Source organism: Lysobacter enzymogenes (assembly GCF_900106525.1).
GTDB classification, from domain to species: domain Bacteria; phylum Pseudomonadota; class Gammaproteobacteria; order Xanthomonadales; family Xanthomonadaceae; genus Lysobacter; species Lysobacter enzymogenes.
The window spans coordinates 232,491-257,412 of sequence record NZ_FNOG01000006.1 but is presented as its reverse complement, the minus strand read 5'-3'; the positions used below and the strand labels follow the sequence as shown (position 1 = coordinate 257,412).

At 69.0% G+C, this 24,922-nt stretch carries 18 protein-coding genes and 1 pseudogene; 6 read left to right on the top strand and 13 right to left on the bottom strand.

Translation table 11 applies throughout. The features are described 5' to 3' along the window. Positions 1–237: 237 nt before the first annotated feature. On the top strand, positions 238–984 hold the full coding sequence (gene pgl / locus BLU84_RS16625; RefSeq protein ID WP_074869767.1) for a 6-phosphogluconolactonase: 747 nt from the start codon (positions 238–240) through the stop codon (positions 982–984). Between the two features lie 560 nt (positions 985–1,544). Here pgl and BLU84_RS16620 read toward each other — a convergent pair. The 12 genes from BLU84_RS16620 to BLU84_RS16565 all read right to left on the bottom strand — a co-directional run bounded on the left by BLU84_RS16620 (position 1,545) and on the right by BLU84_RS16565 (position 17,492). Next, the gene (locus BLU84_RS16620) at positions 1,545–4,811 is read right to left on the bottom strand and encodes a discoidin domain-containing protein (protein WP_083382726.1); all 3,267 of its coding nucleotides are present in this window, start codon (positions 4,809–4,811) and stop codon (positions 1,545–1,547) included. A 333-nt stretch (positions 4,812–5,144) separates the two neighbouring features. Then, positions 5,145–5,981 (bottom strand): carbohydrate ABC transporter permease, encoded by an 837-nt coding sequence (locus BLU84_RS16615; RefSeq protein ID WP_074869763.1) that lies wholly within the window; start codon positions 5,979–5,981, stop codon positions 5,145–5,147. Then, positions 5,978–6,856 carry a carbohydrate ABC transporter permease gene (locus BLU84_RS16610; RefSeq protein WP_074869759.1) on the bottom strand — a complete coding sequence of 293 codons (879 nt, stop codon included), beginning with the start codon at positions 6,854–6,856 and terminating at the stop codon, positions 5,978–5,980. The genes BLU84_RS16615 and BLU84_RS16610 overlap by 4 nt, the downstream gene beginning before the upstream one ends. Continuing rightward, on the bottom strand, positions 6,853–8,199 hold the full coding sequence (locus tag BLU84_RS16605) for a sugar ABC transporter substrate-binding protein (RefSeq protein WP_083382725.1): 1,347 nt from the start codon (positions 8,197–8,199) through the stop codon (positions 6,853–6,855). The genes BLU84_RS16610 and BLU84_RS16605 overlap by 4 nt, the downstream gene beginning before the upstream one ends. A gap of 28 nt (positions 8,200–8,227) precedes the next feature. Further along, on the bottom strand, positions 8,228–9,898 hold the full coding sequence (locus BLU84_RS16600) for a glucoamylase family protein (RefSeq protein WP_074869756.1): 1,671 nt from the start codon (positions 9,896–9,898) through the stop codon (positions 8,228–8,230). Positions 9,899–9,983: 85 nt separating this feature from the next. Next, positions 9,984–13,010, bottom strand: a complete 3,027-nt coding sequence (locus BLU84_RS16595; RefSeq protein WP_074869753.1) for a TonB-dependent receptor — start codon at positions 13,008–13,010, stop codon at positions 9,984–9,986. A 101-nt stretch (positions 13,011–13,111) separates the two neighbouring features. Then, on the bottom strand, positions 13,112–14,173 hold the full coding sequence (locus BLU84_RS16590) for a LacI family DNA-binding transcriptional regulator (protein WP_074869750.1): 1,062 nt from the start codon (positions 14,171–14,173) through the stop codon (positions 13,112–13,114). Between the two features lie 234 nt (positions 14,174–14,407). Continuing rightward, a complete protein-coding gene (locus BLU84_RS16585) occupies positions 14,408–14,707 on the bottom strand; it encodes a BolA family protein (RefSeq protein WP_139175054.1) in 300 nt (99 codons plus the stop codon). After that, a complete protein-coding gene (locus BLU84_RS16580; RefSeq protein WP_074869747.1) occupies positions 14,704–15,003 on the bottom strand; it encodes a YciI family protein in 300 nt (99 codons plus the stop codon). Before BLU84_RS16580 ends, BLU84_RS16585 begins: the two co-directional genes overlap by 4 nt. 109 nt (positions 15,004–15,112) lie before the next feature. Continuing rightward, positions 15,113–15,415 (bottom strand): hypothetical protein, encoded by a 303-nt coding sequence (locus tag BLU84_RS16575; RefSeq protein ID WP_139175053.1) that lies wholly within the window; start codon positions 15,413–15,415, stop codon positions 15,113–15,115. Between the two features lie 66 nt (positions 15,416–15,481). Beyond that, positions 15,482–16,837, bottom strand: a complete 1,356-nt coding sequence (locus BLU84_RS16570; RefSeq protein ID WP_074869737.1) for a peptidoglycan-binding domain-containing protein — start codon at positions 16,835–16,837, stop codon at positions 15,482–15,484. Positions 16,838–16,919: 82 nt separating this feature from the next. Further along, positions 16,920–17,492: a hypothetical protein gene (locus tag BLU84_RS16565; protein WP_074869734.1), complete on the bottom strand. Its 573-nt coding sequence runs from the start codon at positions 17,490–17,492 to the stop codon at positions 16,920–16,922. 736 nt (positions 17,493–18,228) lie between these two features. Here BLU84_RS16565 and BLU84_RS16560 point away from each other — a divergent pair. The 4 genes and pseudogenes from BLU84_RS16560 to BLU84_RS16545 all read left to right on the top strand — a co-directional run bounded on the left by BLU84_RS16560 (position 18,229) and on the right by BLU84_RS16545 (position 23,319). After that, positions 18,229–19,068, top strand: coding sequence for a segregation and condensation protein A (locus BLU84_RS16560; protein ID WP_074870305.1), 840 nt, complete (start codon positions 18,229–18,231; stop codon positions 19,066–19,068). A 124-nt stretch (positions 19,069–19,192) separates the two neighbouring features. Continuing rightward, a pseudogene (scpB, locus tag BLU84_RS16555) lies at positions 19,193–20,165 on the top strand (SMC-Scp complex subunit ScpB). Then, positions 20,158–21,807, top strand: coding sequence for a pseudouridine synthase (locus BLU84_RS16550; protein ID WP_074869732.1), 1,650 nt, complete (start codon positions 20,158–20,160; stop codon positions 21,805–21,807). Before scpB ends, BLU84_RS16550 begins: the two are co-directional and overlap by 8 nt. A 318-nt stretch (positions 21,808–22,125) precedes the next feature. Next, positions 22,126–23,319 (top strand): serine hydrolase domain-containing protein, encoded by a 1,194-nt coding sequence (locus BLU84_RS16545; protein WP_074869727.1) that lies wholly within the window; start codon positions 22,126–22,128, stop codon positions 23,317–23,319. A 326-nt stretch (positions 23,320–23,645) separates the two neighbouring features. Here the strand turns inward: BLU84_RS16545 and BLU84_RS16540 are convergent, their stop codons facing one another. Then, entirely contained in the window at positions 23,646–24,113 is a 468-nt protein-coding gene (locus tag BLU84_RS16540) for a nuclear transport factor 2 family protein (protein WP_074869724.1), read from the bottom strand. 126 nt (positions 24,114–24,239) lie between these two features. Between BLU84_RS16540 and BLU84_RS16535 the strand changes: the two genes are divergently transcribed. Further along, entirely contained in the window at positions 24,240–24,806 is a 567-nt protein-coding gene (locus BLU84_RS16535) for a TetR/AcrR family transcriptional regulator (protein ID WP_074869720.1), read from the top strand. Positions 24,807–24,922: the final 116 nt, after the last annotated feature.

Sequence of the window (24,922 nt, the reverse complement as noted above, 5' to 3'; positions counted from 1 at the left end):
ATCGAGAGCAACGTCAAAATGGGTTCCGGCTTTCGCCGCAATGACGAATGGGGAATGCGGTGCCGGCCGAGGGGGCAGCCGCAACTCCTATCTCCCGGCGCCCGCCGCTTCGCCTCCGCAACGACCTCATACCCCGCCCGCTACGGCTTCGATGCGCATTCCAACCGCCCGCACATGAGGCATCAGTCACATTCAGTCAGCACACCGGCTTAAACCGGCGCATGCGAAGATCGCCGCATGCTCGACGACCCCACTCCCGTCCCGCACGATCCCGCCCAGCCTGCGGCCGCGCCGTATCGCTGGCACGAACACCGCAACGCCGACGCCTGGACCTGGGCCAGCGCGGTGGCCATCGCCGCCGAACTGCGCCGCGACCTCGCCCGGCGCCCGCGCGCGCGCCTGCTGCTGTCCGGCGGCACCACACCGGCGCCGGTGTACCGCGCACTGGCGCGCGCGCCGCTGGACTGGGCGCGCGTCGATGTGGCCCTGGTCGACGAACGCTGGCTGCAACCCAGCGATCCCGACAGCAACGCCTGGCTGGTGCGCAGCAATCTGCTGCGCGACAACGCCGCGATGTCGCGCTTCGAATCCCTGACCCGTCCCGGCCACGGCATGGAGGAAGCGGTGGCCTTCGCCAACGCCCACGCCCGCCAGCACGCCAGCGCCGCGGTGCTGGGCATGGGCGAAGACGGCCACACCGCCTCGCTGTTCCCCGGCATGGCCGCGCTCGACCGGGTGCTGGCCTCGCGCCAACCCTACGTCGCCATCGACGCCGGCGGCTCGGCGGGCGCGCGGCAATGGAGCAAACGCATCAGTCTGACCCCGGCGGGATTGGCGTTCGCGCAATCGCGGTTCCTGCTGATCCAGGGCAAGGCCAAGCGCGACGTGTTCCGCCAGGCGCTGGCCGACGGCGACGCGAAGCGCTGGCCGGTGCTGCTGGCGATGCAGGGCGAGGTGCCGCTGGACGTGCATTGGTGTCCGTGAGGGCGCGGCGTGTCGGTGGTTGCGTGGTGTGCGGCGCTTGGCGATCCGTGCGGCGTTGAGTGCCGGCGCCGTTCGTTCGCTGCATGCTGCACCGAGCACTCGCGCAATTCGCTGCGGAACCCGCCAGACCATCATCTCCGCGAAAGCGGGGATCCGTGGCTTTATCGAGGCATGGCTCTGAAGTCTCTGGATCCCCGCCTTCGCGGGGATGACGGCCGGAAGAGACGCGGGGCAACCCACTTACTGGAAGAAACACCGCGAAACCCACCTACCGTCATGCCCGCGAAGGCGGGCATCCAGGGCTCTATCGCGGCATGACTCTGAAGTCTCTGGATCCCCGCCTTCGCGGGGATGACGGCTGGAGAGAGACGCGACGAAACCCATCTACCGTCATTCCCACGAAGGCGGGCTCCGCTGTACTTCGGCGAAGCCGAACATCCAGGGCTTTATCGCGACATGACTCTGAAGTCTCCGGATCCCCGCCTTCGCGGGGATGACGGATCGGGAGTTACGCGACCTCCCGGCGACTTCGAGATCGCCTTCGATCGAACGCACAAACCTCACTTCACCTCGACCGTCACCCGCGCCGGCGCGCGCTCGATCCTCAACTCGCCGTCCTTCCACTCGCCCGCTTTACCATCGACCCGGGTCCGCCCAGGCGCCGTCGCCAACGGCCACTTCAGCGCCAACCCGCCCGGCGGCACGCGCAAGCCAGGCTCCAGCTCGAACACCACCTGCGAGCCTTCGCGGCGCAAGCGATACCCCAGCGCACCGTAAGGCGTGCGCAAGCCCGAGACGCTCACGCCCTCGCCGTCCAGCCACGTCGCCGGAACGCCCGCGGCCAGCACCAGCGATCGGTCCAGGTCGCGGGTGTAGGCGAAGATCTCCAGCACCGAGCGCACGTAGTCCGACTCGACCCAGGCGTGCGGCAGGTCGCCGACGAAGAACGGTTTGCGCGGCGTGCGCGAAACCACTTCGGCCCATTGGTTCCAGCCGCGCGGCTGCTGGTCCTTGAAGAAGAAATCCAGCGCCTCGTGCGCACGCTCGCGCCAGCCCAGGCGCACGAAACTGCCGACGGTGCGCAGCTCGTAAGGCGTGTAGTCCTTCCACTCGCGGCGGCCGTCGCGGCGGTCGACGAACTCTTTCCAGTAGCGCTGGAAGGTGTTGTCCAGCAGCGGCTGCGGCAGCCAGCCCTGCTCGCCGCCGGGCGCCAGCGCGATGGTGGTGGAGGTGGCGTCGAAATCGCCGAGTTCGGCGGCGCCGGGAATGTAGTCGATGCCGTGGCGGCGCGCGGCGTGGCCGATGGAGGCGTACAGATCGGCGCGGAACTCGTCGCGCGACGCGGCGAACGCGCGCGCCTGCTCGTCCTTGCCTAACCACTGCGCGATCTCGACCGCGTCCTTGTAGCCGCGCAGCGCCCAGAAATTGTCCCAGTACGAATGCATCGGCTTGGCCGAATAGCCTTCGTGGCTGATCGAAGCCGGCATCATTCCGTAGAACGCCGGATCGCGGGCGCGATTGGCTTCGGTGCGCTCGCTGGCGCGCAGTTGATCCATGTAGCGCACCGCGCCGACCACGTGCGGCCACATCTGCGCCAGCAGTTCGCGATTGCGGTCGTAGCGGTACTGCTCGGCGATGGCGAAGATCAGTTCGCCGTGGCTGTCGTTCTCCGGCACCGGGTCGCTGCCGCGGTCGTCGACGCAACACGGCACCTTGCCGTTGGCGAACTGGTACGGCGCATACCAGCGCAGGAACTGTTCGGCCACGTCCTCGCGGCCCAGGCGCAGCAGGCCTTCGTTGATCATCGCGCCGTCGCGGATCCAGGCGCGCGCGTAGGAACGCGTGCCCGGCTGCAGGCGCGGGCCGGTGCGGCTGATCAGCATGTGCGCCAGCGCGGTGCGCAGCGTGTCGACCAGATGCTGGCCGGCCGCGGGCACGCGCAGCTTGACCCGGTCGAGCTTCTCGCGCCATTGCGCCGCGACCAGCTGCTGGCGCGCCGCGACTTCGGCGGCGTCGGCGAAACCGCCGTCGTCCTCGCCGATCAACGCCGTGCTCCAGACGAACTCGCGCGACTGCCCCGGCTTGAGCGTGACCCGATACACCAGCGCGGCGGACGCCATCGCGTTGCGGTCGTGCTCGACGCCGGTCTGCACCGAGCCGCCGAAACGCAGCAGCAGATCGCCTTCGGGCGTGCAGTCCTCGCAGGCCCGCTTCCAATCGGCCTGCGCCAGTCGCTTGACCACGTCGCCATGATCGAACGTCGCCGCCAGGCTCGCATCGGCGGCGCTGGCCTGGATCCGCCGCGCCGCGCGCAGGCCGTCGCCGCCTTCGACGCTGAAGCCGTGCTTGTCGCTGCGCAGGCTCTGGATGCGGCTGACCCCGCCGACCTGGCTCAGGAACTGGGTCGGCGGATTGACCTGCAGCGGCCGCAGTGCCAGCACGAAGCGATAGCTGCGCTCCTGCGCGGTGTCGTTGCTGAGCCGGTAGCGCGCCATCAGCCGCGAACCGCCGCCGGCATCGCGGCGGTCGTCGGCGAAGGCGGTGATGTCGAGCTTGAACTGCGGGTGGCGCCAATGCGCCGAAGGAATCGGCAGATAACCGTCCTGCAGGCTCTGCGAAGTCTGCGCATCGGCCCAGCTCGTCAGCTTGCCGTCGCTGACCACGAACGGCTCCAGGCTGAAAGCGCCCTTGCCCACTTCGATCGCGCCGTCCTCGCCGATCAGCGCCTGGTCGGTGCCGCCGTCGACGCCGATCAGGGTCCAGTACGGCTGCTCGCCGCTGAAACCGCGCGGGTAGCGGCCGCGCGGCGCCTCGGCGGCGACGGCGCGGACGAAATCGTTGGGCGTGGCGGCGAACTCGAGCGGCTGGGTCTCGAACTCGGCCAGCGCGATATCCGCCTTAGGTCCGGCCAACGCGGTCAAGCGCAGATAGCGCGCTTGCGATTCGGGCAGGGCCAGATAGTCGGAACCGCCGTCGCCATCGCCGAGCGCGAGCGCATCGCGCCAGCGCTGGCCGTCGTCGGACAGCGCGAGTCGGTAGGCCGAAGCGTAAGCGTCGCCGAGCCAGCGCAGCACCACGCCGCCGAGCTCGCGCGAACGGCCCAGGTCGACGGTCAGCTGCGGCGGTTTGGCCGGATCGAGCTTCGCCCGCCACGCGCTGTCGCGCTTGCCGTCGACCGCGTTGCCCGCCGCGCCGTTGGGCAGCGACGCGCTCGCACTGGCGCGAGCGTCGTACGGCCCGCCCGGATCGACCGGCAGCGGCTGCAGGCTCAGCGAATCGAAACACACCGAGCCCTTGCCGCCGGCGCTGTTGTAGACGGTGAATTCGAGCTTGGCGCTGCGGCGCAGGCTCGGATCCGGATCCGGGCCCCAGGCGCGCGAGATGTGGCGCTTCTTGTAGACCACCGGCGTCCAGGCTTTCGGATAGTCGTAGCGCGGCTTGTTGACCCACCACACGTTGTCGCCGCTGGCGTCGACCAGCTTGAATTGCAGGTCGTTGGCTGGCGAATCTCCGCGCAGTCGGAACGCGAACTGGTAGTTGTCCGGATACTCCAGCGGCAGCTCGCGCTGCAGGCCGGCATAGCCGGAGACGCCGTTGAAATCGTAGTCCAGGCACAGCGCGGCGCCGTCGGCGCCTTCGGTCTTGCGCAGTTGCGCGGTGACCTGGTCGGAGACGACGACTTTCCACGGCGAGGCGGATTCGAAGTCGTCGAGCGTGCGCGGCGCAGCGGTGGCGCCCTGCGCAAGCGCATCGGCCGAGAACGCCAGCGCCAGCAGACTCGCCGCCAATGCCGCCGCTCCCGCCTTCGCCGCTCCACCCGTCGTCATTCCGGCGAAAGCCGGAATCCATTTTGACTTGGCTTCTGCCCGACGTTCATCGCCGTTGGGAAAAGCGACAGCAAAATGGATTCCGGCTTTCGCCGGAATGACGGGCTTAGGGGGGATTCCGGCTTTCGCCGGAAAGACGGGCTTGGCAGGGATTCCGGCTTTCGCCGGAATGACGGGCTTGGGAGGGATTCCGGCTTGCGCCGGAACGACTGCCGGGTGAGACCACACACGCTGCAGGAACCACTTCGCCATCGCTCGCACTCCTTCCGCCGCGGTCCGCGGCCCGTCCATCGTTGCCATCGCGCCCGCAGCCGCGGGCGCCCGTCGCCGGCCTCAGCCCTTGACGCTGCCGACCAGGAGACCTTGCAGGTAATACCGCTGCAGCACCAGGAACAGCAGCAGCACCGGCACCACGGTCACCACCGAACCGGCCATCATCATCTCGTTGTCCTGCACGTGCTCGCGCGACAGCGAGGCCAGCGCCACCGGCAACGTCTGCAGGTGTTCGTCGCTGAGCACGATCAGCGGCCACATGAAATCGTTCCAGGCGCCGAGGAAGCTGAACATCGCCAGGGTCACCAGGATCGGCCGCAACGCCGGCAGCACGATCTGGAAGAAGATCCGCAGCTCGCCGGCGCCGTCGATGCGCGGCGCCTCCAGCAGTTCGTCGGGGATCGAGCGCGCGTACTGGCGCACCAGGAAAATGCCGAAGATGCCGGCCATGCCCGGCACCACCGCGCCGGCGTAGGTGTTGATCAGGCCCATCTGCTTGAGCATCAGGAACAGCGGCATCATCGACACCTGCGCCGGGATCACCAGCGCCGCCAGCAGCAGCCGGAACGCGGTCTCGCGGCCGGCGAAGGCGAGCTTGGCGAAAGCGTAGCCGGCCAGGGTGTTGAGCAACACCGCGATCACGGTGACCAGGGTCGAGACCAGGAAGCTGTTGAGCAGGTAGCGACCCATGCCCATGCGCGAGAACAACTCGCTGTAGTTGTGCAGGGTCGGCGACTGCGGCCACAGCGGCGGCGGGAACGCCGCGGCCTCGCCGGGCTGCATCAGCGACACCGCCAGCATCCACAGCAGCGGCGCCAGGCTCAGCACGGCCAGCGCGATCAGCAGGCCGTTGACGATGGCGCGGGCCAGCCACGCCGGCATGCCGTCGCGGTTCATTCGATCCCCCGGCGCCGCGCCAGCCACATCAGCGCGCTGGTGGTCGCGGTCATCAGCACGAACAGCAGAAACGCCACCGCTGAGGCGTTGCCCAGGTTCCACCACTTGAAGCCTTCCTCGTACATCAGGTACAGCACGCTGACCGTGCTTTGCAGCGGGCCGCCCTGGGTCATCACATAGGGCTCGGCGAACAACTGGAAATAGCCGGCCAGGGTCAGGATGCTGACCATCAGCAGCACCGGCCCGAGGATCGGCAAGGTGATGTGGCGGAACTGGCGCGAGGCGCTGGCGCCGTCGATGCGCGCGGCTTCGTAGAGGTCTTCCGGGATCGCCTGCAGGCCGGCCAGGAAGATGATCATGTTGTAGCCGAAGTTCTTCCACACCGCGAACAAGATGATGCTCGGCATCGCCCAATGCGGATCGCCGAGCCAATCGACCGGGTCGATGCCCAGCGCCGACAGCCCCCAGTTGATCAGGCCGTAGCGGGTGTGCAGCAGATAGCGCCAGATCACCGCCACTGCCACCACCGTGGTCACCACCGGCGCGAAGAAGGCGGTGCGGAAGAACGGCTTGAACACGCCGAGCTTGGAATTCAGCAGCAACGCCGCGCCCAGCGACACCGCGATCGACAGCGGCACGCCGACCACGACGAAGTACAAGGTGTTGCCCAGCGCTTTCCAGAACAGCGGATTGCGCAGCAGATTGAGGTAGTTGTCGAAGGCGACGAAGCGCAGGTTCTCCAGGTGGGCCAGCGCGTAGATGTCGAAGTCGGTCAGGCTCAGCGCCAGCGCGGCCAGCACCGGCAGGCCGAAGAACACGCCGATCACGCCGAGCGCGGGCGCGGCGAACACCCAGCCGGCGGTGGACGGCTTCATGCGCCCTCCCCGGCCGTCGCCGGCTGGGCGGCCGGCTTGGCGGCGTGGTCGAGCATCCAGCGGCGCTTCTCGAGGATGCGGTCGGCGCGGCGATCCAGTTCCTCGGCGGCCTGATCCACGCTGAGCCGGCCGTTGGCCAGTTGCTCGCCGACCAGCTTGATCTCCATCGCGATGCGCTCCCACTCCGGCACCTTCGGCGCCGGCCGCACGCGTTCGAGCTGGTCGCGGAACGCGCGCGCGTAAGGATCGGCGACCAGCGCCGGCGCATTCCACGACTCGCGCCGCGGCGGCAGGTTGCCGGTCAGGCCGTGGAACTGCATCTGGGTCTGCGGCTCGGACAGATACGCGATCAGCTTCCACGCCGCGTCCTGGCGCGGCGACCCGCGGAACAGCACGAAGCTGGCGCCGCCGGCGACCGACGCGCCCGGCCCGTGTTCGCCCGGCAGCGGCATGGTCATCCAGGTGTCCTGCAGATCGGCCGGCAGGCGCTTCTTGAACTCGGCGATGTTCCAGGGGCCGTTGACGTAGAAGCTGAAATAGCCGCGGCCGAACTCGTTCCAGACGTTGGCGATCTGGGTGTTGCTGGCCAGCGGCGCCCACTTGCGCTCGAACGCTTCGCGATAGAACGCCAGCGCGCGCTTGAAGCCGGGGCTGCGGAAATTGCCGTAGCGGCCGCCGTCGCGCAGCAGCGGTTCGTCGGCCTGGATGCCCAGATTCAACAGCGGCTCGGGTTCGTTGAGCGGAAACAGCACGGCGTAGCGGTCGGGGCCGACCTCGCGCTTGATCGCCGCCATCGCCGTCTTCCACTCGTCCCAGGTCTTGGGCGGCGCGGCGATGCCGACTTTTTGCAGCAGGTCGCGGCGATAGAACGGCAGCCGCGTTTCCACATACCACGGCACCGCGTAGGCCTGCGCGTCGATGACGCCGGTGTCCCAGGCGCCGGCGAAATAATCCTGCGCGCGCAGCGACGGCGTCGCGCGCAGGCGGCCGTCGAGCGGCTCCAGCGCGTCGAGCAAGGCGAACTCAGACACCCAGGTGTTGCCGATCGCGCACACGTCCGGCAGCGAATCGCCGGCGAACGCGGTCAGCAGCTTCTCGTGCGCGGACGTGATCGGCAGCTGCTGCACCTGCACGCGGATGCCGGGGTTGCGGCGCTCGAACTCGGGGATCAGGCGCTGGACCATCTCGCCTTCGAAGCCCATCGCCCAGAACTTCACCACCGTGCGGCCGTCGCCGCGGCCGGAGCAACTGCCCAGCAGGACCGTCAGCAGCGCCAGCGCAGTCAGCGCTAGCAGGCGGCGGGCGGCGGCGAAGCGCCGCGGCGTTCGCGCGCGCGCGCTCATGCCGTCGCTCCGGCCGTCGCGCTGGCCTTCATTCGGGTTTCGGCGCCGGCTTCGGCGGCGTGCGCCCGGCGCGCGATTCCGCTTCGCCGAGCGCGCGCGCCGTGGCCGGGTCCATCGGGCCGTCCGGCTTGGCCGCCGGCTTGGCCTCGGCGGCCTGCTTGTCCTTGCCCGCGTCCTTGCCGTCCTTGCCCTTTTCGCCCTTGCCGCTGTCCGCCGGCGCCAGCCAGCCGCCCTTGAAGCCCGCGCGCTCCAGTCCGGTGCGGATGTAGGCGTTGCGCTTCATCACGTTCCAGACGAACTCGTTGCGGTAGTTGGTGATCATGGTCAGGATCGGCCCCTGGTCGATGCCGATGTAATCGCTCGACACCCAGCCCTGGTTCGGCACCAGCCGCCCGGTCTTGAGCGGGATGTCGTAGTTGAAGCTGGGGTTGAACGAATCCAGGAAGCCGTAGCTGGAATAGATGTACTCGCCGTAGCGCTCGTGCATCGACACGGTGGTGGGGATCACGATCTCCGGCGCGAACGGCAGCGAGGCGATCGCCGCGGTCGGGGCGATGGTGCCGTCGTCGAAGTTCTCGCGCAGGCCGGCGCCGCGCGCGGAGTAATGGCGGAACTGGCGCTGCTCGCCGCGGTATTCCTGCAAGGTCTGCTGCGGGCCGTCGCTGGCGGTCAGGCCCCACAGCTCGGGGCCGTAGTCCTTCCACTTCATCGGATTGGCGATGGCGTAGGCGCGCTGGGCGTAGGCGGCGCGGCGGCTGTTCTCGAAGTAGTCGATGCCGCGCTCGCGCATGTAGTCGTCCTGGATGCCGCGGAAATCGATCCAGACGTGACTGTACTGATGGCCGAACAGCGGGCCGAAGGCCAGGAATTCCTCGCCCTGGTACACGCCCCACACATCGTTGTAGGTGCGCGTCCACACCGTCCAGGCCTCCGGCTCGACCGGATGGGTCGGCGAGCCCAGCGCCAGCACGTACAGCAGCATGGCCTCGTTGTAGCCCATCCAGTCGTGCTTGATGAAGCCCGACTCGGGGAACCAGCCCATCGAGATCAGCGGCTTGTTCTGCTGCAGCCACTGCCAGTCCACGCGCTTGTACAAGGTGTCGGCGATCTCGCGGATTTCCTTCTCGCGCGCGTCGTCGCGGTCGTAATAGGACTGGGTGAACAACACGCCCATCATCAGCAGTCCGGTGTCCACGCTCGACAACTCGACCCAGCTGTCGTAGCGCTCGCCCTTCTGCATGTCGAGGAAGTGGTAGTAGAACCCCTTGTAGCTGCCCTTGCCGCTGGCCTGCGGGCCGGCCGGCAGGTCGCGCAGGAACTTCAGCGTGGTCAGGGTGCGGTCCACCGCCTGGGTGCGGCTGACCCAGCCGCGCTCGATGCCGATCGGATACGCGGTCAGCGCGAAGCCGACCGAGGCGATCGACGCGAACGGGCGCGAGGGATAGCGGTCGGGAGTCAAGCCGTTGCGCTCGTTGGTGGTGTCCCAGAAGAACTGGAACGTCCGCTTCTCGATATCGCGGAACAACGGCGGCAGTTCCAGCCTTTCCTGCTTGAGCGGCTCGACCACGACCGGCTCCGGATTGACGATCGGCTGCGTCTGCGATTGCGTTTCCGGCTTCTTGCAGGCGGACAATGCGAGCACCAGCGTGCCCAGGACAGCCAAGCAAACCGCGCGCGTTGTCGTTTTCACCTGTTGCATGAAGCCAAAGACCCCTGTGTCTTCGTGGAAGCGTTGCCTTGAACGCCGCGGCCGGCCGCCCGAGATCGGGCGGCCGGCGCGAGGCTTACCAGTTGAAGCCCATCGACAGCTTGAACATGCGGGTCGGCAGCGAGATGTTGTCGCGCCGCTCGCCGAGCTTCGGATTCGGCGCGCCGACCGCACCGCGGTAGGTGTCGAAGTCGATGTAGTTGCGCCAGTTGAACACGTTGAGCACGTCGCCGCGCGCCCACAGCTTGAAGCCGGCGCCGGTGTCCCATTCCTTCTGCAGCGCCATATCGAACTGCTTGAAGCCGATCGTATCGCCCGGCGTGTACGGATCGAAGAAGCAGTTGTTCGGCCCGTTCTTGATGCAGTTCAGCGACTCTTCCGCCTCCGGGCTCGCCAGCGTCAGCTTGCCCGACAAGGTCATGCCGTAGAAGTCCATGATGCCGGTGGCGACGAAGCGATGCTTGGAGATGCCCAGCGCGCGCGAAAATCCGACGTCGTCGAGGTTCGGATAATCGAACGAGAAGATGTCGGAGTTGTTGCGGTTCTCCTTGGCGTCGGTGTAGGTGTAGGCGAAGCTCACGCCCCAGCCCGACTCCTCGGTGAAGGGCTTGTCCAGCGACAGCAGCAACTGCTTGGTCTTGGTCTCCACCGCGTTGTTGCCGAGGAAGAACTTGCCGAAGCCCGGCAGGTTGTCGCCGAACGGCGCGCTGCCGAAGCTCACTCCCGGCGGGAAGAAGCTGCCGTCCGGACGGCGGTTGCCGAGGGTGAACAAGATGCCGTCCTTGCTGCGCACGTACACCGCGGTGGCCGAGGAATTCCACTCCTGGCCGAACATCTCGAAGCTGTTGCGCATGCCCAGGCTGTACTGGTCGGAATACGGCGTCTTGAGGTCGTTGTTGAGCAGGAACACCTCGCTGCCGGCGTTCGGCCGCTGCCGCGCCAGCGCCGCCAGCACCTCGGGGTCGTAGAAGCTCGGGTCGAAATTGAAGCAGTTCCCGTTGGGCGTGACCGTGCAGGCGTGGTTGGGCTGGTTGAACTGGTAGGTGACCTGCTGGAACGCGAGGCGATAGCGCTCGAAGGACAGGTAATCGAACTGGTTGCGGTTGTACGAGCGGCCGGCGCCGCCGAAGATCACGTGGCGCTCGTCGCCGGCCAGGTCGTAGGAGAAGCCCAGGCGCGGCTGCCAGCCGTCCTTGAACGCCTTGCGGTTGTTGCCGCTGCTGATGTAGTCGTTGTAGTCGTAGTTGACGTTGGGATTGTTGATGTTGGCCCAGCCGCGCAGCGCCGCGGCAAGGTTCGCCGGGGTGCGGAAATCTTCGTAGCTCGGGGTCTGCTCGTAATCCCAGCGCAGGCCCAGGTTCAAGGTCAGGTGCTCGTTGACCTCCCAGTCGTCCTGCAGGTAGATGCCGAACTGCTTGTTGCGCGACTTCACGCTCGGCGGGAAGTCGCCGGCGGTGCCGGAGAACACCACTTCGTAGGGCGTGGCGAAGTTGCGGATGTCGTAGCGGAACTGCGGCGAGTACGGCTGCTTCTCCATCGCATTGATGTCGATCACCTTGTACTTCACGCCGGCCTTGACCGTGTGCCCGGTCCAGCCGCTCCAGGTGAAATCGTTCTGCAGCGCGTAGCCCTTCTGGCCCTTGTCCTGGAAATCGCCGCCGCCGCCGAAGTACAGCACCTCTTCCATGTCGGGATTGTTCCGCGCCTCCTGCCCCTGCTTGGGCACGCGCAGCTGGAAGCCGTTCTGCAGCGTCGCCGGACGCGGGCCGAAGCTGACGTCCTCATAGGTCAGGTGCGCGTCGTTGAGCCAGTTCTCGGCGGTGTACTGGTAGCGCAGGTCCAGGCGGGTTTCCTCGCCGGCCTTGAGCGTGCCGTACTGCGGCAGCTTGGCGCCGCCGATGTTGGTCAGTTCGTCTTCCTTGCGGTACTTGGCGGTGAACTCGATCAGATGATTGTCGCCGGGAGTCCAGTCGATCTTGCCGAAATACAGGTCTTCCTTGAACGGCGCGCTCGGCGACTGCCGGGTCATTTCCTGGAACTGCGCCGGCAACTGGTCGATGCGGTAGTTGCGGCCGGGGATGATCGCGCGCGGCGAGCTGTACTCCTTGGCCTCGTAGGTCAGGAAGAAGTGCATCTTGTCCTGGATCAGCGGACCGCTGAAGGACGCGCCGTACTGCTCTTCCTTCTGCTGCGCCTTGGGCACTTCGCCCTTTTCCTCGCGCGGGGTCTTCGCCGCCCACTGGTCGGAGGTGTAGTCCCAGAAGAAGCTGCCGTGGAAGTCGTTGCCGCCGGACTTGGTCACTGCGGTGATCGCGGCGCTGCTGAGCTGGTCGTACTCGGCCTTGTAATTGGAGGTGATCACCTTGTATTCGGCGATGCCCAACTGCGGGAACGGATTGCCGCGGCTGGAATCCTGGCCGGTGATGCCGCCCTTGAGCACATAGTCCTTCTGGCCCACGCCGTCGACGTAGACGTTGATGCCGTTGCTGAGCTGGGCGCCGCTGCGCAGCGAGGTCGAGCCTTCGGTGCCGGTCTTGAACTGCACGCCCGGGACGATGTCGGCGAAGGCGAGGAAGTTGCGCGAGGCCTGCGGCAGCGCGGTGATCTGCTTGTTGCTGACGTAGGTGGCGATTTCCGAGGTCTTGTTCTCGACCAGCGCGGTCGAGGTCACGGTGACCTTGTCCAGATCGGTGGCCTCGCCCGTCGGCGCGGTCTCGGCCACGCCGCCGGTGGACAGGTTCAAGGTCGCGGTCTGGCCCACCGCGACGGTGACGTTGCGGGTGTTGTTCTGGCCGTCGGCGTTGACGTCGATGCGGTAGGTGCCCGGCGGCAGGCCGGCCAGGGTGTAGTTGCCGTCGCCGCCGGTCTGGACCTTGCGCACCAGGCCGCTGGCCAGGTTGGTCGCGGTCACGCTGGCGTTGCCGGACGGGCCGGCGTTGCCGCTGACCGTGCCGCGGATGGTCGCCGCGGTGCTCTGCGCCAGCGCGGCCGGCGCGGCCAGCATCAGGCAGCTGGCCAGGGCGCAGGCCAGCAGGCTGCGGCCCGGGGCGGTGGCGAAGCGGAGCCGTGGATGTCGGCGTGGGGTCTTATTGTCGTGGTTCATCTGCGTTCCTCCCTCCAAGGAGCACGTACTGCGGTGCAGCGCTGAGAAGCGGCATGTTTTGTAATCGCTTACACGCACGACCAAATTTTTTTCGCCCGCGATCAGGCGCCGCCCCCCCGGCGTAGTCCCGACTCGCGCACGATCAACTCAGGCCGCAACGGCTCGCTTTGCCGCGGTTTTTCTAATGGATTGGAATGCTCGCCGGGCGCCTGCGCCGCGTCCGCGGCCGGCTCGGGATTGAGCCGCGCCAGCAGCATGCGCGCCGCGCGCGCGCCCAGCTCGGCGATATTGACCCGCATGGTCGTTAGCGCCGGGTGGACGTAGCGCGCCAGCGGGATGTCGTCGAAGCCGGTGACGGCGATGTCGTCGGGCACCCGCAGGCCGCCCTGGACCAGGCCGAACAGGCAGCCCAGCGCCATCATGTCGTTGGCGGCGAACACCGCATCGGGACGTTCGCGCGCGGCCAGCAAGGCGTTGCCGGCGGCGTTGCCGGAGGCTTCGTCGAAGCGGCCCGGCAGCACCCACTCGGGCGCGCCCGGCAGCAGCCGCGCCAGCGCTTCGCGATAGCCGCGCAGGCGCTCGTTGGCGTCGAAGTTGTCCTCGGGGCCGGCGATGAAGGCGATGCGGCGATGGCCCGCCGCGACCAGATGCTCGACCATCGCCTGCGCGCCGCCGTAGTTGTCGACGTTGAGCGACGGCGTTTCCGCCGACGCGTCCTGGGCGTTGATCAGCACGGTCGGCAGGGTCGCGGCCAGTTCTTCGGCGATCGACACTTGCGCGGCGGCATACGGCGACATCACCAGCAGGCCGTCGACCCGGCCGCGCATCGCGCGCAGCGCCGACACCTGCTCTTCCGGCTGGCCGTGATAGCTCGACACCAACAGATGCAGGCGATGCTCGCGGGCCACCTGATCGACGCCGCGCACCAGTTCGGAGAAGAACTCGCCATGCAGGTCCGGCAGCACCACGCCCAAGGTCTGGGTGCGGCGGCTGCTGAGGCTGCGCGCCGCCGCGTGCGGCGTATAGCGAAGGTCGTTGGCCACGGCCAATACGCGCCGGCGCACGTCCTCGGCGACGTTGCCATGGCCGTTCAAGGTCCGCGATACTGTCGCCACCGACACCTGGGCCGCGCGGGCGACATCTTTGATCGTCACGCTCACCACAGTCCTCGACCGCCCCTCGCGGCTGAAAGTGCGACGACTGTAAACGTTTTCAGGAACGAGTGTAAAGCGCTTGTTATGAAAAGCGTTTAGACGGTCGGAAAGCGGCCAAATCCCTGGTAAAGCCATGCTGCGACGCAGCACGGCGAGAAACCAATCGACGACGAACTAGTCGAGAGCAACGAGCAGCGAGCCAAAGCGTTTCGTCGGCGCCGCTCGGTTCCCCGCTTCTCTGCGTCAGTTCCCTACCTTGCTGCTCGCCTCGTCCGGCGTCCTGGCCACGATCGCCAAGGCATGGATGTCGGTGGTCATCAGTTCGCCGACCGCGGCGTAGACCGCGCGATGGCGCGCCAGCGGCAGCATCCCGGCGAAAGCCTGGCTGACCACGGCGACGCGGAAATGGCCGCGTCCGTCCTGGGCGCCGGCGTGACCGGCGTGGCGGTGGCTTTCGTCCTCGATCTCCAGCGCCACCGGCGCCAGCGCCGATTCGATCGCGGCGCGGATCGCCGCGGCCCGCTGCTCGCGCGGCAGGCTCACGGCAGCACCTTGCGGAACGGCCGCACTTCGACCCGCGCGTACACGCCGGCCTCGACATACGGATCGGCGTCGGCCCAGGCGCGCGCGGCCTCCAGGGATTCGAACTCGGCCACGATCGCGCTGCCGCTGAAGCCGGCCGGACCCGGGTCTTCGGCGTCGATCGCCGGGCACGGCCCGGCCAGCAGCAGGCGGCCCTGGTCGCGCAGTTCGTGCAGCCGTTGCAGGTGCGCGGGCCGCGCCGCGGCGCGCTTGGGCAGCGCATCGGCGACGTCGTAACCCTCGATCAGATACCACATGGCGAACCTCGACCCGGCAACGTGGGGAAGCGCGCATTGTAGCGGCAGCCGCACCGGCGCCGGCGCGGCGCGAACTTGCCCAACCCGGCGGTCCGCGTTGTCGCGCCGCTCAGCGCAGCTCCACCGCCGCCGGCTCGGACAACAGGCGCGCGTGGCGCGCGCCGCAGGCTTCGCAATCGACCACCTGGGCCAGGGCCATGCGCTGGCCGTCGCTGAGCGCCAGCACCAGGCCCGGGCGCAGTTGCACGCCCAGGCGGCGCACGTCGTCCACGGTGGCGCGCGCGCTCAGGCGCAGGCAGCCGTCGGCCGCCGCATCGGCGAAGTCGGCGAAAATTCGGGCTTGCGCCACCGTCAGTCTCCTTACTGGAACGGGCGGACGTAGAAGCGGGCGGACATAGAAAACAGCCCGCATCGCGAGGATGCGGGCCGTTTGGGTGCGGCGCACCGCCGCGTCGCCGCGGCGGCGGGGCCGCCCAGGTCAGGCGACCTTGGTCTGGCTCGACTGCTGGTTGCGCTGCTGTTCCTGCTGGCGCTGTTCCTGCTGCTGCGCCGACTGCGGCACGTCCTGCTGCAGGCGCTGGGTCGACTGCTCCACGCTCTGGCCCACCGCCTGGGCGCGGTCGATGTAGGCGCGCTGGTTGCCGGGATCGCTCGGCTGACCCTGCACCGCGAACAAACCGTTGCCGTTGGTGTTGGACACCACGGCGTCGATCCGGGTCAGGCCCGTGGCGCGCGCGTCGTAGGTCAGCGCGGCCGCGGCGCGTTCGATCTCCTGGTGGTTCTTGAAGCCGCCGAGCTTCTCCAGCCCGGTCACCGCCTGCTGGTACATGGCGTTGTCGCGGTGGGCCGGATCGGACAGCAGCGGGCCGGCGTTGGCGTCGTGGCGCGGCTGCGCGGTCTTGAGCTCGCGCAGGGTGTTGGGGCCGGCGATGCCGTCGACGGTCAGGCCCGGGTGCTCTTTCTGGAACTGCTCCACCGCGTGCTTGGTGCGGTCGCCGAACTTGCCGTCGGCGACCAGCGCCTTGCCCTCGGCGTCGCGATAGCCCAGCGCGTTGAGCCGCTCCTGCATCGCCTTGACTTCCGGGCCGCGCTCGTCCTTGCGCAGCACGCCGTCGGCCATCGGCGCGGCCGGCGCGTCGTGGTGCTTCTCGCCCGGCTTGTGGTCGTGCTTGTGCGCGTTGCCGGCGCTGGCGCCCGGGTTGTGGACGATGCTGCCCTTGCCCGACACGTCGCTGACCTGGGCCTTGCCGGTCAGGTTCTCCGAGTGCGGCGGGTGCTTGTCGGTGGTGATCGCACCGCGGTCCATGTCGCGGATGTAGCGATCCATCTGCGGCAGGTAGCTGGTGTTGATGTCGATGTGGACGTGCTTGCCGAACGCGTCGGACTTGCCCTTGTTGAAGCCGCTCTGGATGCCGACCGGCTCGCCGTACTCGATCTTCTGGCCTTCGCGCAGGTTGGTGTTGCGCAGGTCCAGGTGGCGGTACTGGGCGATCATCTCGCGCGAGGGGTCGCTGGCCGGCTTGTCGTAGATCTGCACGATGCCGTCGCGCGGATCGATCTTGCCGATGTAGCCGTTGGCCACCGCGGGCACCTTGACCGAGGCCGAGCCGCCGGCCTGCAGGACGAAGTCCTTGGACACGAAGTGGTCGCCGTCGCGGGTGACGGTGGCCTTGCCGTTGTAGTTGCCGAGCAGCTCTTCGCGCTCGCCGTTGACCGTGCCGTAGACGCGGCCCTTCTCGTTGCCGCGGCTGGGATGGTGGCGCTCGATGTCCTGGAAGTCGTGGACATCCTGGACCTTGCTGCCGACCGATTCGACGATCTTGTAGTTGGGCATCGTACTTCTCCTTGTCGATGTTTCATGCGCTTGCGCGCTGGGTGATGGGGCCGGACCCGCGTCGGTGGTCGCGGGCGCGCGATCAGCGCAGCTGCAGGGTCAGCTGCCAGCACCCTTGTTCGTAACCGAACACATACGCCTCGGGCGGGCCGAGGGTTTTGACTACTTCTTCGTCGGGCGAGAACTCGGCCTTGACGAAATCCAGGCGCATCCGGTCGCCCTCGAGCTTGCGGTCGAGCTGGATCCGGGCCAGCTCGCCGTCGGGCTTGCCCGGCTCGAAGTAGGACCATTGCGAGTCGACCAGGACGATCCGGAACGGGTCGGCCTGCTGCGCGCTTTGCTTGGCGATGAGCTTGGAGGGATCCTTGATGTCGCGCACTTCGATTTCCGGCGCGGTGTAGGCGGCGCGCTTGTCCGGTTCGGCGATGTAGGCCTCCAGGAACGTGGCGAAGCCGTCCTCGGTCTTGGCGCAGGCGCCTTCGGGCAGGGCCGGGCGGGCGGCCGCGGGTGCGGCGGCCGGCGCGGCAGCGCTCGCAGTGGCGGCGGGCTGGGCGGCGGGCGCCGGCTGTGCGGCCTCGGGCGCGGCGGCCGGCGGCTTGCTGCAGGCGGTCAACGCCACGGCCAGAGCGAGGGCCGCAATCCTTGCTTGCTTCATCCTGAATTCCCCAAAACGTGCGTGAATGCCGTGAATACCGCGACAGCGCCAGTTTAGCCGCATGCCGCCCCCCGACGGCAGCTGCGCGGCGACCGTTCGGCGGCCGCGAGCCTATATATAACGATGTCGCTTACGCGTGGATCAATTGCTCTAGATTGTGCGCCAAGCCGGCGCCCGCGTGGTGCGCGGACGCGCCGCGCCCGCCCGCCGTTCATGCCGGCGCTGGACACCATCGCGCCCAGCCCTTACCCTAACCCCCGATTGCCGTCAGGCCGGATGCAGCAAACCCGTCGCGACCGGAACCCCACGCCCGTCGCCACGTCCGTACCCGTACTCCCACGCACACCATCGGTGCGCCGGTACGCGTGCGTCGCTGTCGTCCTCCGGCCCGCGCCCGCAAGCCTCCTGGTCCCAGCCGCCAAGCCCTTCCTGGCGCGCCGGTCGGAGCCGTTCGGGCCAAGCGCACACCTTTTTTGAGTGGTCCGTAGCACCCGTAGGGACGCTTCGTCCGGTACGCAGGGAGCCCCGTTTCGGGAGCCTTCCCGCCCGTCCCGAATGCAGGCCCGGCGCGGCCCCGTGCCGCGCGCATCGTCGCAACATCGCTTTGCCGACGGCCCGGAGGGGCCGGTTCCTGATGACCCACCAAGCCGCGCCCGACGACGAATCCACTGCGGACTCCACCGCCGGTGCCGCCGCGGGGCAAAATCCGGGCCCGACCGCGCCGCAGCAGCAGGAAATGCCGCTGGCGGTGGTGCACGGCCAGCCGGTGCTGCAGATCCCGCAGGATCTGTACATCCCGCCGGACGCGCTGGAAGTCATCCTGGAAGCTTTCGAAGGCCCGCTCGACCTGCTCCTGTACCTGATCCGCCGGCAGAACCTGGACATCCTCGACATCCCGGTGGCGGACATCACCCGCCAGTACGTCGAATACATCCAGGCCATGCACGAGATGCGCTTCGAGCTGGCCGCCGACTACCTGGTCATGGCCGCGATGCTGGCCGAGATCAAGTCGCGCATGCTGCTGCCGCGCGCGGCCAACGAGGAGGGCGAGGAAGAGGATCCGCGCGCCGAGCTGGTCCGCCGCCTGCAGGAGTACGAGCGTTACAAGAAGGCCGCCGAGGACATCGACGCCCTGCCCCGCCAGGACCGCGACACCGCGCCGGTGCAGGCCTACGTGCCGGACCGCGCCTCGATCCGGCTGCCGCCGCCGGTCGAGCTGAAGGAACTGCTGCTGGCGCTGCACGACGTGTTCAAGCGCGCCGAGCTGTACACCCAGCACGCGATCAAGCGCGACGCGCTGAGCGTGCGCCAGCGCATGGGCGAGCTGCTCACGCGCATGGCCGACGGCGCGTTCCACCGCTTCGAATCGCTGTTCGCGGTCGAGGAAGGCCGCCTGGGCGCGGTCGTGACCTTCCTCGGCGTGCTGACCCTGGCCAAGGAACAGCTGGTCGAGATCGTCCAGGACGGTTCGCTGGCGCCGATCTACGTCAAGTCGCTGGCGCTGATGAAGGACCCGGACGACATCGAGCTCAGCAGCGAGTTCGACGACGCCGCCAACGACGAAAGCCAGGCGTGAGCCGGCGCGCCGGCCCGTCCGCGTCGCGGACTCCGCCCGTCCCGGCGCCCCCGCTCCACCCGCACCACCTGCCCGCCCGCGGCCTCGGCCGATCCCCATTCCCGAACTGCGAATCCCGGCTGTAATGGACCAACTGCTGATCACCCGCATCGTCGAAGCCGCCCTGCTCGCGGCCAACCAGCCGCTGTCGCTGACGCAGCTGCACGCGCTGTTCCCGGAAGACCAGCCGCCGCCGGCGGACAGCGTGGAGACCGCGCTGCAGACCCTGCGCGAAGGCTGCGCCGAGCGCGGCGTGGAGCTGGTCGAGGTCGCCTCCGGCTTCCGCTTCCAGGTCCAGGCCGACGTGCACGCCTGGGTCGCGCGGCTGTGGACCGAGCGCCAGACCCGCTACACCCGCGCCACCCTGGAAACCCTGGCGCTGATCGCCTACCGCCAGCCGATCACCCGCGGCGAGATCGAGCAGGTGCGCGGCGTGGCGGTCAGCAGCAACATCATCAAGGCGCTGGAAGAACGCGAGTGGATCCGCGTGGTCGGCCACCGCGACGTGCCCGGCAAGCCGGCGCTGTTCGGCACCACCAAGGCCTTCCTGGACTACTTCGGCCTCAAGCGCCTGGACGACCTGCCGCCGCTGTCGGAGCTCAAGGACATCGGCGAACTGGAGCCGCAGCTGCCGCTGGACGGCGCGCCGATCCCGGCCGGCGTCGACGCCGGCAACGACGGCGAAGGCGAGACGGATGCGGCCAACGACGCCGCCCCCGCCGCCAACGACGAAGCGCCGGCCGATGCCGACGCTGAGGCCGCGGCAGACGAAACCAACGCCGCGACGGACGAAACCGCCGTCGGCGCCGACACCCAAGACGAACCACCCCAAGCATCCCAGTCCGCCGACGCGCCCGCCGCGGCGACGGACGAAGACACCGAACACACCGTCCTCTCGGACGACCCCGAAGCCGCGCCGGGCGAGCGCGCGGCGGACGCGAACGAACACGAACAAAGCGAACCCGCCGTCGAGACGACGACCGACGCTCTTAACGAGCACGTTCCGCAACTTGAGGCCGAGTCCGAAGACGACCGGCCGGAGCAAGACAAATGACTGAAGAAACCCGTCGCAAGCTTTCCCTGAAGCGCGCCAGCGACGCCGCGGCCGAAGCGCCGCGTCTGGAAGAACGCCTGCACAAAGTGCTCGCGCAAGCGGGCCTGGGCTCGCGCCGCGCCCTGGAGCAGCGCATCGCCGACGGCCTGGTCAAGGTCAACGGCGAAGTCGCCCAGATCGGCGTGAGCATCAAGGGCGGCGACAAGATCGAACTGGACGGCCGCAGCTTCGTCGCCAGCGCCCTGACCGAGCCCTCGCGCGTGCTGATGTACAACAAGCCCGAAGGCGAAGTCACCACCCGCGAAGACCCCGAAGGCCGCCCGACCATCTTCGATTCGCTGCCCGCGCTCAAGGGCGCGCGCTGGATCGCGATCGGCCGCCTCGACATCAACACTACCGGCCTGCTGCTGCTTACCACCGACGGCGAGCTGGCCAATGCGCTGATGCATCCCTCCTTCGAAGTCGAGCGCGAGTACGTCTGCCGCGTGCGCGCTCCCGAAGGCGAGGACACCGTGCCGGACAACCTGGTCGACCGCCTCGCCCGCGGCGTGTCGCTGGACGACGGCCCGGCCAAGTTCGACGAGATCGAACGCATCGGCGGCACCGATTCGCACGACTGGTTCCGGGTCGTGGTGAAGGAAGGCCGCAACCGCGAAGTGCGCCGCCTGTGGGAATCGCAGGGCTGCCAGGTCAGCCGCCTCAAGCGCATCCGCTACGGCGGCGTGGCGCTGCCGCGCGAGCTGCTGCGCGGGCATTCGCAGGAACTGGCCGGCGACAAGGTCGAGGCGCTGCGCAAGGAGCTGGGCCTGGAAGACGGCACGCCCTCGGCGCTGACCCTGCAGCCGGTGATCGGCCAGCGCAAGGCGGCCAAGTCGACCGTGCACCTGTCCGGCGAACGCGCGCACGGCTACGTCGGCGGCCACAACACCGCCGACGAAGGCCGCGAACTGCGCCGCTTCGACCACGTGCGCGAAGACCGCGGCGGCCGCGGCCGCGGCGGTCCGCGCAAGCACGGCGGCCTGACGGTCAGCGGCGAAGCCGCGGCCAAGCAGTCCAACAAGCCGTTCAAGACCCGCAAGGAAAAGGGCGTCAAGCCGCTGCCCGAGGGCAATCCGGCCGCGTTCCGCACCTGGTACGTGCCTGAGGGCGTGGAAACCGGGCCGAGCGGCCACCGCAATCCCGATGGCCGCGGCAAGAAGGGCCCCGGCGGCCGTCCGGGCGCCAGCGGTCCCGGCGGCGGCGGCGCGCGTGGCGCCGGTCGCGGCCGTGCGCAGGGCGGTGCCGGCGGCTTCGGCGGCGGCGCGGGCGGCGGCAACAGCCCGTACGGCAATGGCGGCAACGGTGGTAACGGCGGTAACGGCGGCGGTCGCAGCCAGGGCCAGGGTCAGCGCGCCGCGCGTCCCTACGGCCATCCGGGCAACGCCCCGAGCTTCCCCTCCGACCACGCCACGCCCGGCGGCTTCAACCCGTACGGCGGCGATCGTCCGGCGCGCGGCAACGCCCGTCCGGCCGGCGGCAAGCCCGGCGGCGGCAACCGCGCCGGTGCGCCGCGTCCCGGCGGCAACAGCCGTCCCGGCGGCGCGCCGCGTCCGGGCGGCCCGCGCGGCGGTGGCCGTCCCGGCGGCGGCCGCGGCCCGCGCGGCTGATCGGCGCTAGCCAATGAGGTTCCGACGAAGGGCGCGCAAGCGCCCTTCGTCGTTTCCGGGGCCGTGAGACCGGACTGATCCGCGCCTTTGCGGCGCCCAGCCGCCGCGATCGGCATGCCGCGCTCGCGCGCTTGCCTGCAGCCGTTGCGCAATATCGGCAAAACCACGCGCAACATCCGGCAAACGGCGCCCAACGCCTGCGCCGATGCGTCCCGGCGCGCAATCCGGCCAGCGACACCGCAGTGTTTCGCCACGGTCACTTGTGCATTGCACAATTCCTGCCATGTTCCACCCGTCACTTCCGCAGGAGCGCCTGCCATGAACCTCGCCGTCTCCGTCGCGCCCGCCGCGGCCCTGTCCCTGCGCGACCGCGTCGACGACGCCCTCGACCGCGCCCTGGCCGAACGCCGCCTGGTCGGCGCGGTGGTGCTGGTCGCCCACGACGGCGAAGCGGTCTACCGCCGCGCCGCCGGCCAGGCCGACCGCGAATCCGACCGCCTGATGCGCGAGGACGCGATCTTCCTGCTGGCCTCGGTGACCAAACCCATCGTCGCCGCAGCCGCGGTCGAACTGGCCGAACGCGGCCGCCTCGACCTCGACGCGCCGGTGACGCGCTGGCTGCCGCAGTTCCGCCCGCGCCTGGCCGACGGCAGCGCGCCGCAGATCCGCCTGCGCCACCTGCTCGCCCACACCTCCGGCCTGAGCTACCGCTTCGGCGAGGCCGCCGGCAGCGACTACGACACCTTTGATGTCTCCGACGGCTTCGACCAGCCGGGCCTGTCGATCGAGGAAAACCTGCGCCGCCTCGGCCAGACCCGGCTGCGCTTCGCGCCCGGTACCGGCTTTCGCTACTCGCTCGGCCTGGACGTGCTCGGCGAGGCGATGGCGCGCGCCACCGATACGCCGCTGCCGCAGTTGATCGACGAGTTGATCCTGGCGCCGCTGGCGATGGCCGACACCGGCTTCCAGGTCGCCGACTACAAGCGTCTGGCCGCGCATTACGGCAACAGCGTCGCCGCCGACGGCTCACGCCGGCCGCTGCGCATGCACGACGGAAGCGAGCTGCCGTTCTACGACGGCGTGCTGCGCTACGCGCCGGGCCGGATCGAAAAAGCCGGCTCCTACCCCTCCGGCGGCGCCGGCATGGCCGGCAGCGCCGGCGACGTGTTGCGGCTGCTGGAAGCGCTGCGCCGCGGCGGCGACGGCGCGCTCGCGCCGGCCACTGTCGCGACGCTGTTGCAGTTGCATACGCCGCTGCAGGCGGTCGAAGGCCTGGATCCGGGCTGGGGTTACGGCTACGGCGCCGCCGTGCTGGTCGATCCCGTCGCCGCAGCCACCCCGCAATCGCGCGGCACCCTGGCCTGGGGCGGCGTGTACGGGCATTCGTGGTTCCTCGACCCGCAGCGCGGGCTGAGCGTGGTCGCGCTGACCAACACGGCGCTGGAAGGCATGGACGGGCAGTTCGTCCGCGATCTGCGCGATGCGGTGTATGCGGGGTTGGATGGCGGTTGAGCGGTTGAGCGGGGTTTGACCTTCGTGCTCGACCTTCGAGCGGGAGTCGTGCGCGCGGCTTGGCGATAGGCGGCTTGGGCTGTATGCGTGGTTTCGCGGTCGCGGCTTGCGCCGCTCCTACAGGGGCTGCGTTGCGGCGTTATCGACTGTGGGAACTGCGCGAACTGCGACGGCGATAGGCGACTTGCGACGCATGCGTGGTTTCGCGGTCGCGGCTTGCGCCGCTCCTACAGGGGTTGGTTGCGGTTTTGCCGACTTTAGGAGCGACGCGAGTCGCGACCGCGGCAGTCAGTCGACCGCGAAGGCATCGCAGCGCGAACGGGAAACTACAGGCCCAACTCGCTCAGCCCCGGATGATCGTCCGGCCGCCGCCCCTGCGGCCAATGGAACTTGCGCTCGCCGTCGGCGATCGGCTTGTCGTTGATGCTGGCGATGCGCCGCGCCATCCGCCCGTCGTCGGCGAATTCCCAGTTCTCGTTGCCGTAGCTGCGGTACCACTGGCCCGAGTCGTCGCGCCATTCGTAGGCGAAGCGCACCGCGATGCGGTGGCCGTCGTGCGCCCACAGTTCCTTGATCAGGCGGTACTCGAGCTCGCGGCTCCACTTGCGCTGCAGGAACGCGACCACGTCCTGGCGCCCGTCGACGAACTCGGCGCGGTTGCGCCAGCGCGTGTCGACGGTATAGGCCTGGGCGATGCGCTCGGGATCGCGGCTGTTCCAGGCGTCTTCGGCGAGGCGGACCTTGTGTGCGGCGGTGTCGCGGTCGAACGGGGGCAGCGGCGGGCGGGCGTCCATGGGCACTCCTGGGTGGTGGGGAATCCGGTCTATGTAGACAGATCTGTCTACGTGCAACGCTACTCCGGGTAGACCGATCTGTCTACACCGCTGGCACGGGTAGACGAACCGGTCTACCATCGCGCCATGACCAGCAAGACCGCCCCGCCCCCGAGCGCGCGCGAGCGCATCCTGCAGACCGCGCACGACCTGTTCTATCTGGAGGGCGTGCGCGCCACCGGCGTCGATCGGGTCATCGCCGAATCCGGCGTGACCAAGGTGACGCTGTACCGGCACTACCCGAGCAAGAACGATCTGATCCTGGCGTTCCTGGACTACCGCCACGAACGCTGGATGGCGTGGTTCGACGCGGCCCTGCGCCGCCACGGCGACGATGCCGCAGCGCTGGCGCCGGCCTTGCACGAATGGTTCGCGCACCCGCAGTTCCGCGGCTGCGCCTTCATCAACACCGTGGCCGAACTCGGCCCTGCCCTGCCCGCGGCGGGCGAACGCGCGCGCGCGCACAAGCGCGCGATGCAGGCGCGCATCGCCGCGCTGCTGCCCGCGGGCGCCGCGCGTGAGGCCAGCGCGCGCGCGCTGGCGGTAGCGGTGGACGGCGCGATCGTGCGCGCGGCCTGCGACGGCGCGGCCGACGATGCGCTCGACGCGCTGCGCGCGACGGTGGCGGCGCTGACGGCGAAGAAATCGCGCTGAACGGGCGCGCGGTCGCGGCACGCGAATCGGAGCGGATGCGCTTCCAGCGCAGGAACCGACCGCCTAAGCGCTCGCGCCGTGACCGCGGTCGTCACTTCACACAGGCCCCATACGCG

Excerpts from the sequence above, each read along its gene's own strand:
- BLU84_RS16605 (WP_083382725.1), bottom strand. The coding sequence starts at position 8,199 with ATGAGCGCGCGCGCGCGAACGCCGCGGCGCTTCGCCGCCGCCCGCCGC.
- BLU84_RS16580 (WP_074869747.1), bottom strand. The coding sequence starts at position 15,003 with ATGTGGTATCTGATCGAGGGTTACGACGTCGCCGATGCGCTGCCCAAG.
- pgl (WP_074869767.1), top strand. The coding sequence starts at position 238 with ATGCTCGACGACCCCACTCCCGTCCCGCACGATCCCGCCCAGCCTGCG.
- BLU84_RS16560 (WP_074870305.1), top strand. The coding sequence starts at position 18,229 with ATGCCGCTGGCGGTGGTGCACGGCCAGCCGGTGCTGCAGATCCCGCAG.
- BLU84_RS16540 (WP_074869724.1), bottom strand. The coding sequence starts at position 24,113 with ATGGACGCCCGCCCGCCGCTGCCCCCGTTCGACCGCGACACCGCCGCA.
- BLU84_RS16610 (WP_074869759.1), bottom strand. The coding sequence starts at position 6,856 with ATGAAGCCGTCCACCGCCGGCTGGGTGTTCGCCGCGCCCGCGCTCGGC.
- BLU84_RS16615 (WP_074869763.1), bottom strand. The coding sequence starts at position 5,981 with ATGAACCGCGACGGCATGCCGGCGTGGCTGGCCCGCGCCATCGTCAAC.
- BLU84_RS16595 (WP_074869753.1), bottom strand. The coding sequence starts at position 13,010 with ATGAACCACGACAATAAGACCCCACGCCGACATCCACGGCTCCGCTTC.
- BLU84_RS16565 (WP_074869734.1), bottom strand. The coding sequence starts at position 17,492 with ATGAAGCAAGCAAGGATTGCGGCCCTCGCTCTGGCCGTGGCGTTGACC.
- BLU84_RS16620 (WP_083382726.1), bottom strand. The coding sequence starts at position 4,811 with ATGACGACGGGTGGAGCGGCGAAGGCGGGAGCGGCGGCATTGGCGGCG.
- BLU84_RS16545 (WP_074869727.1), top strand. The coding sequence starts at position 22,126 with ATGAACCTCGCCGTCTCCGTCGCGCCCGCCGCGGCCCTGTCCCTGCGC.
- BLU84_RS16535 (WP_074869720.1), top strand. The coding sequence starts at position 24,240 with ATGACCAGCAAGACCGCCCCGCCCCCGAGCGCGCGCGAGCGCATCCTG.
- BLU84_RS16570 (WP_074869737.1), bottom strand. The coding sequence starts at position 16,837 with ATGCCCAACTACAAGATCGTCGAATCGGTCGGCAGCAAGGTCCAGGAT.
- BLU84_RS16550 (WP_074869732.1), top strand. The coding sequence starts at position 20,158 with ATGACTGAAGAAACCCGTCGCAAGCTTTCCCTGAAGCGCGCCAGCGAC.
- BLU84_RS16575 (WP_139175053.1), bottom strand. The coding sequence starts at position 15,415 with ATGCGGGCTGTTTTCTATGTCCGCCCGCTTCTACGTCCGCCCGTTCCA.
- BLU84_RS16600 (WP_074869756.1), bottom strand. The coding sequence starts at position 9,898 with ATGCAACAGGTGAAAACGACAACGCGCGCGGTTTGCTTGGCTGTCCTG.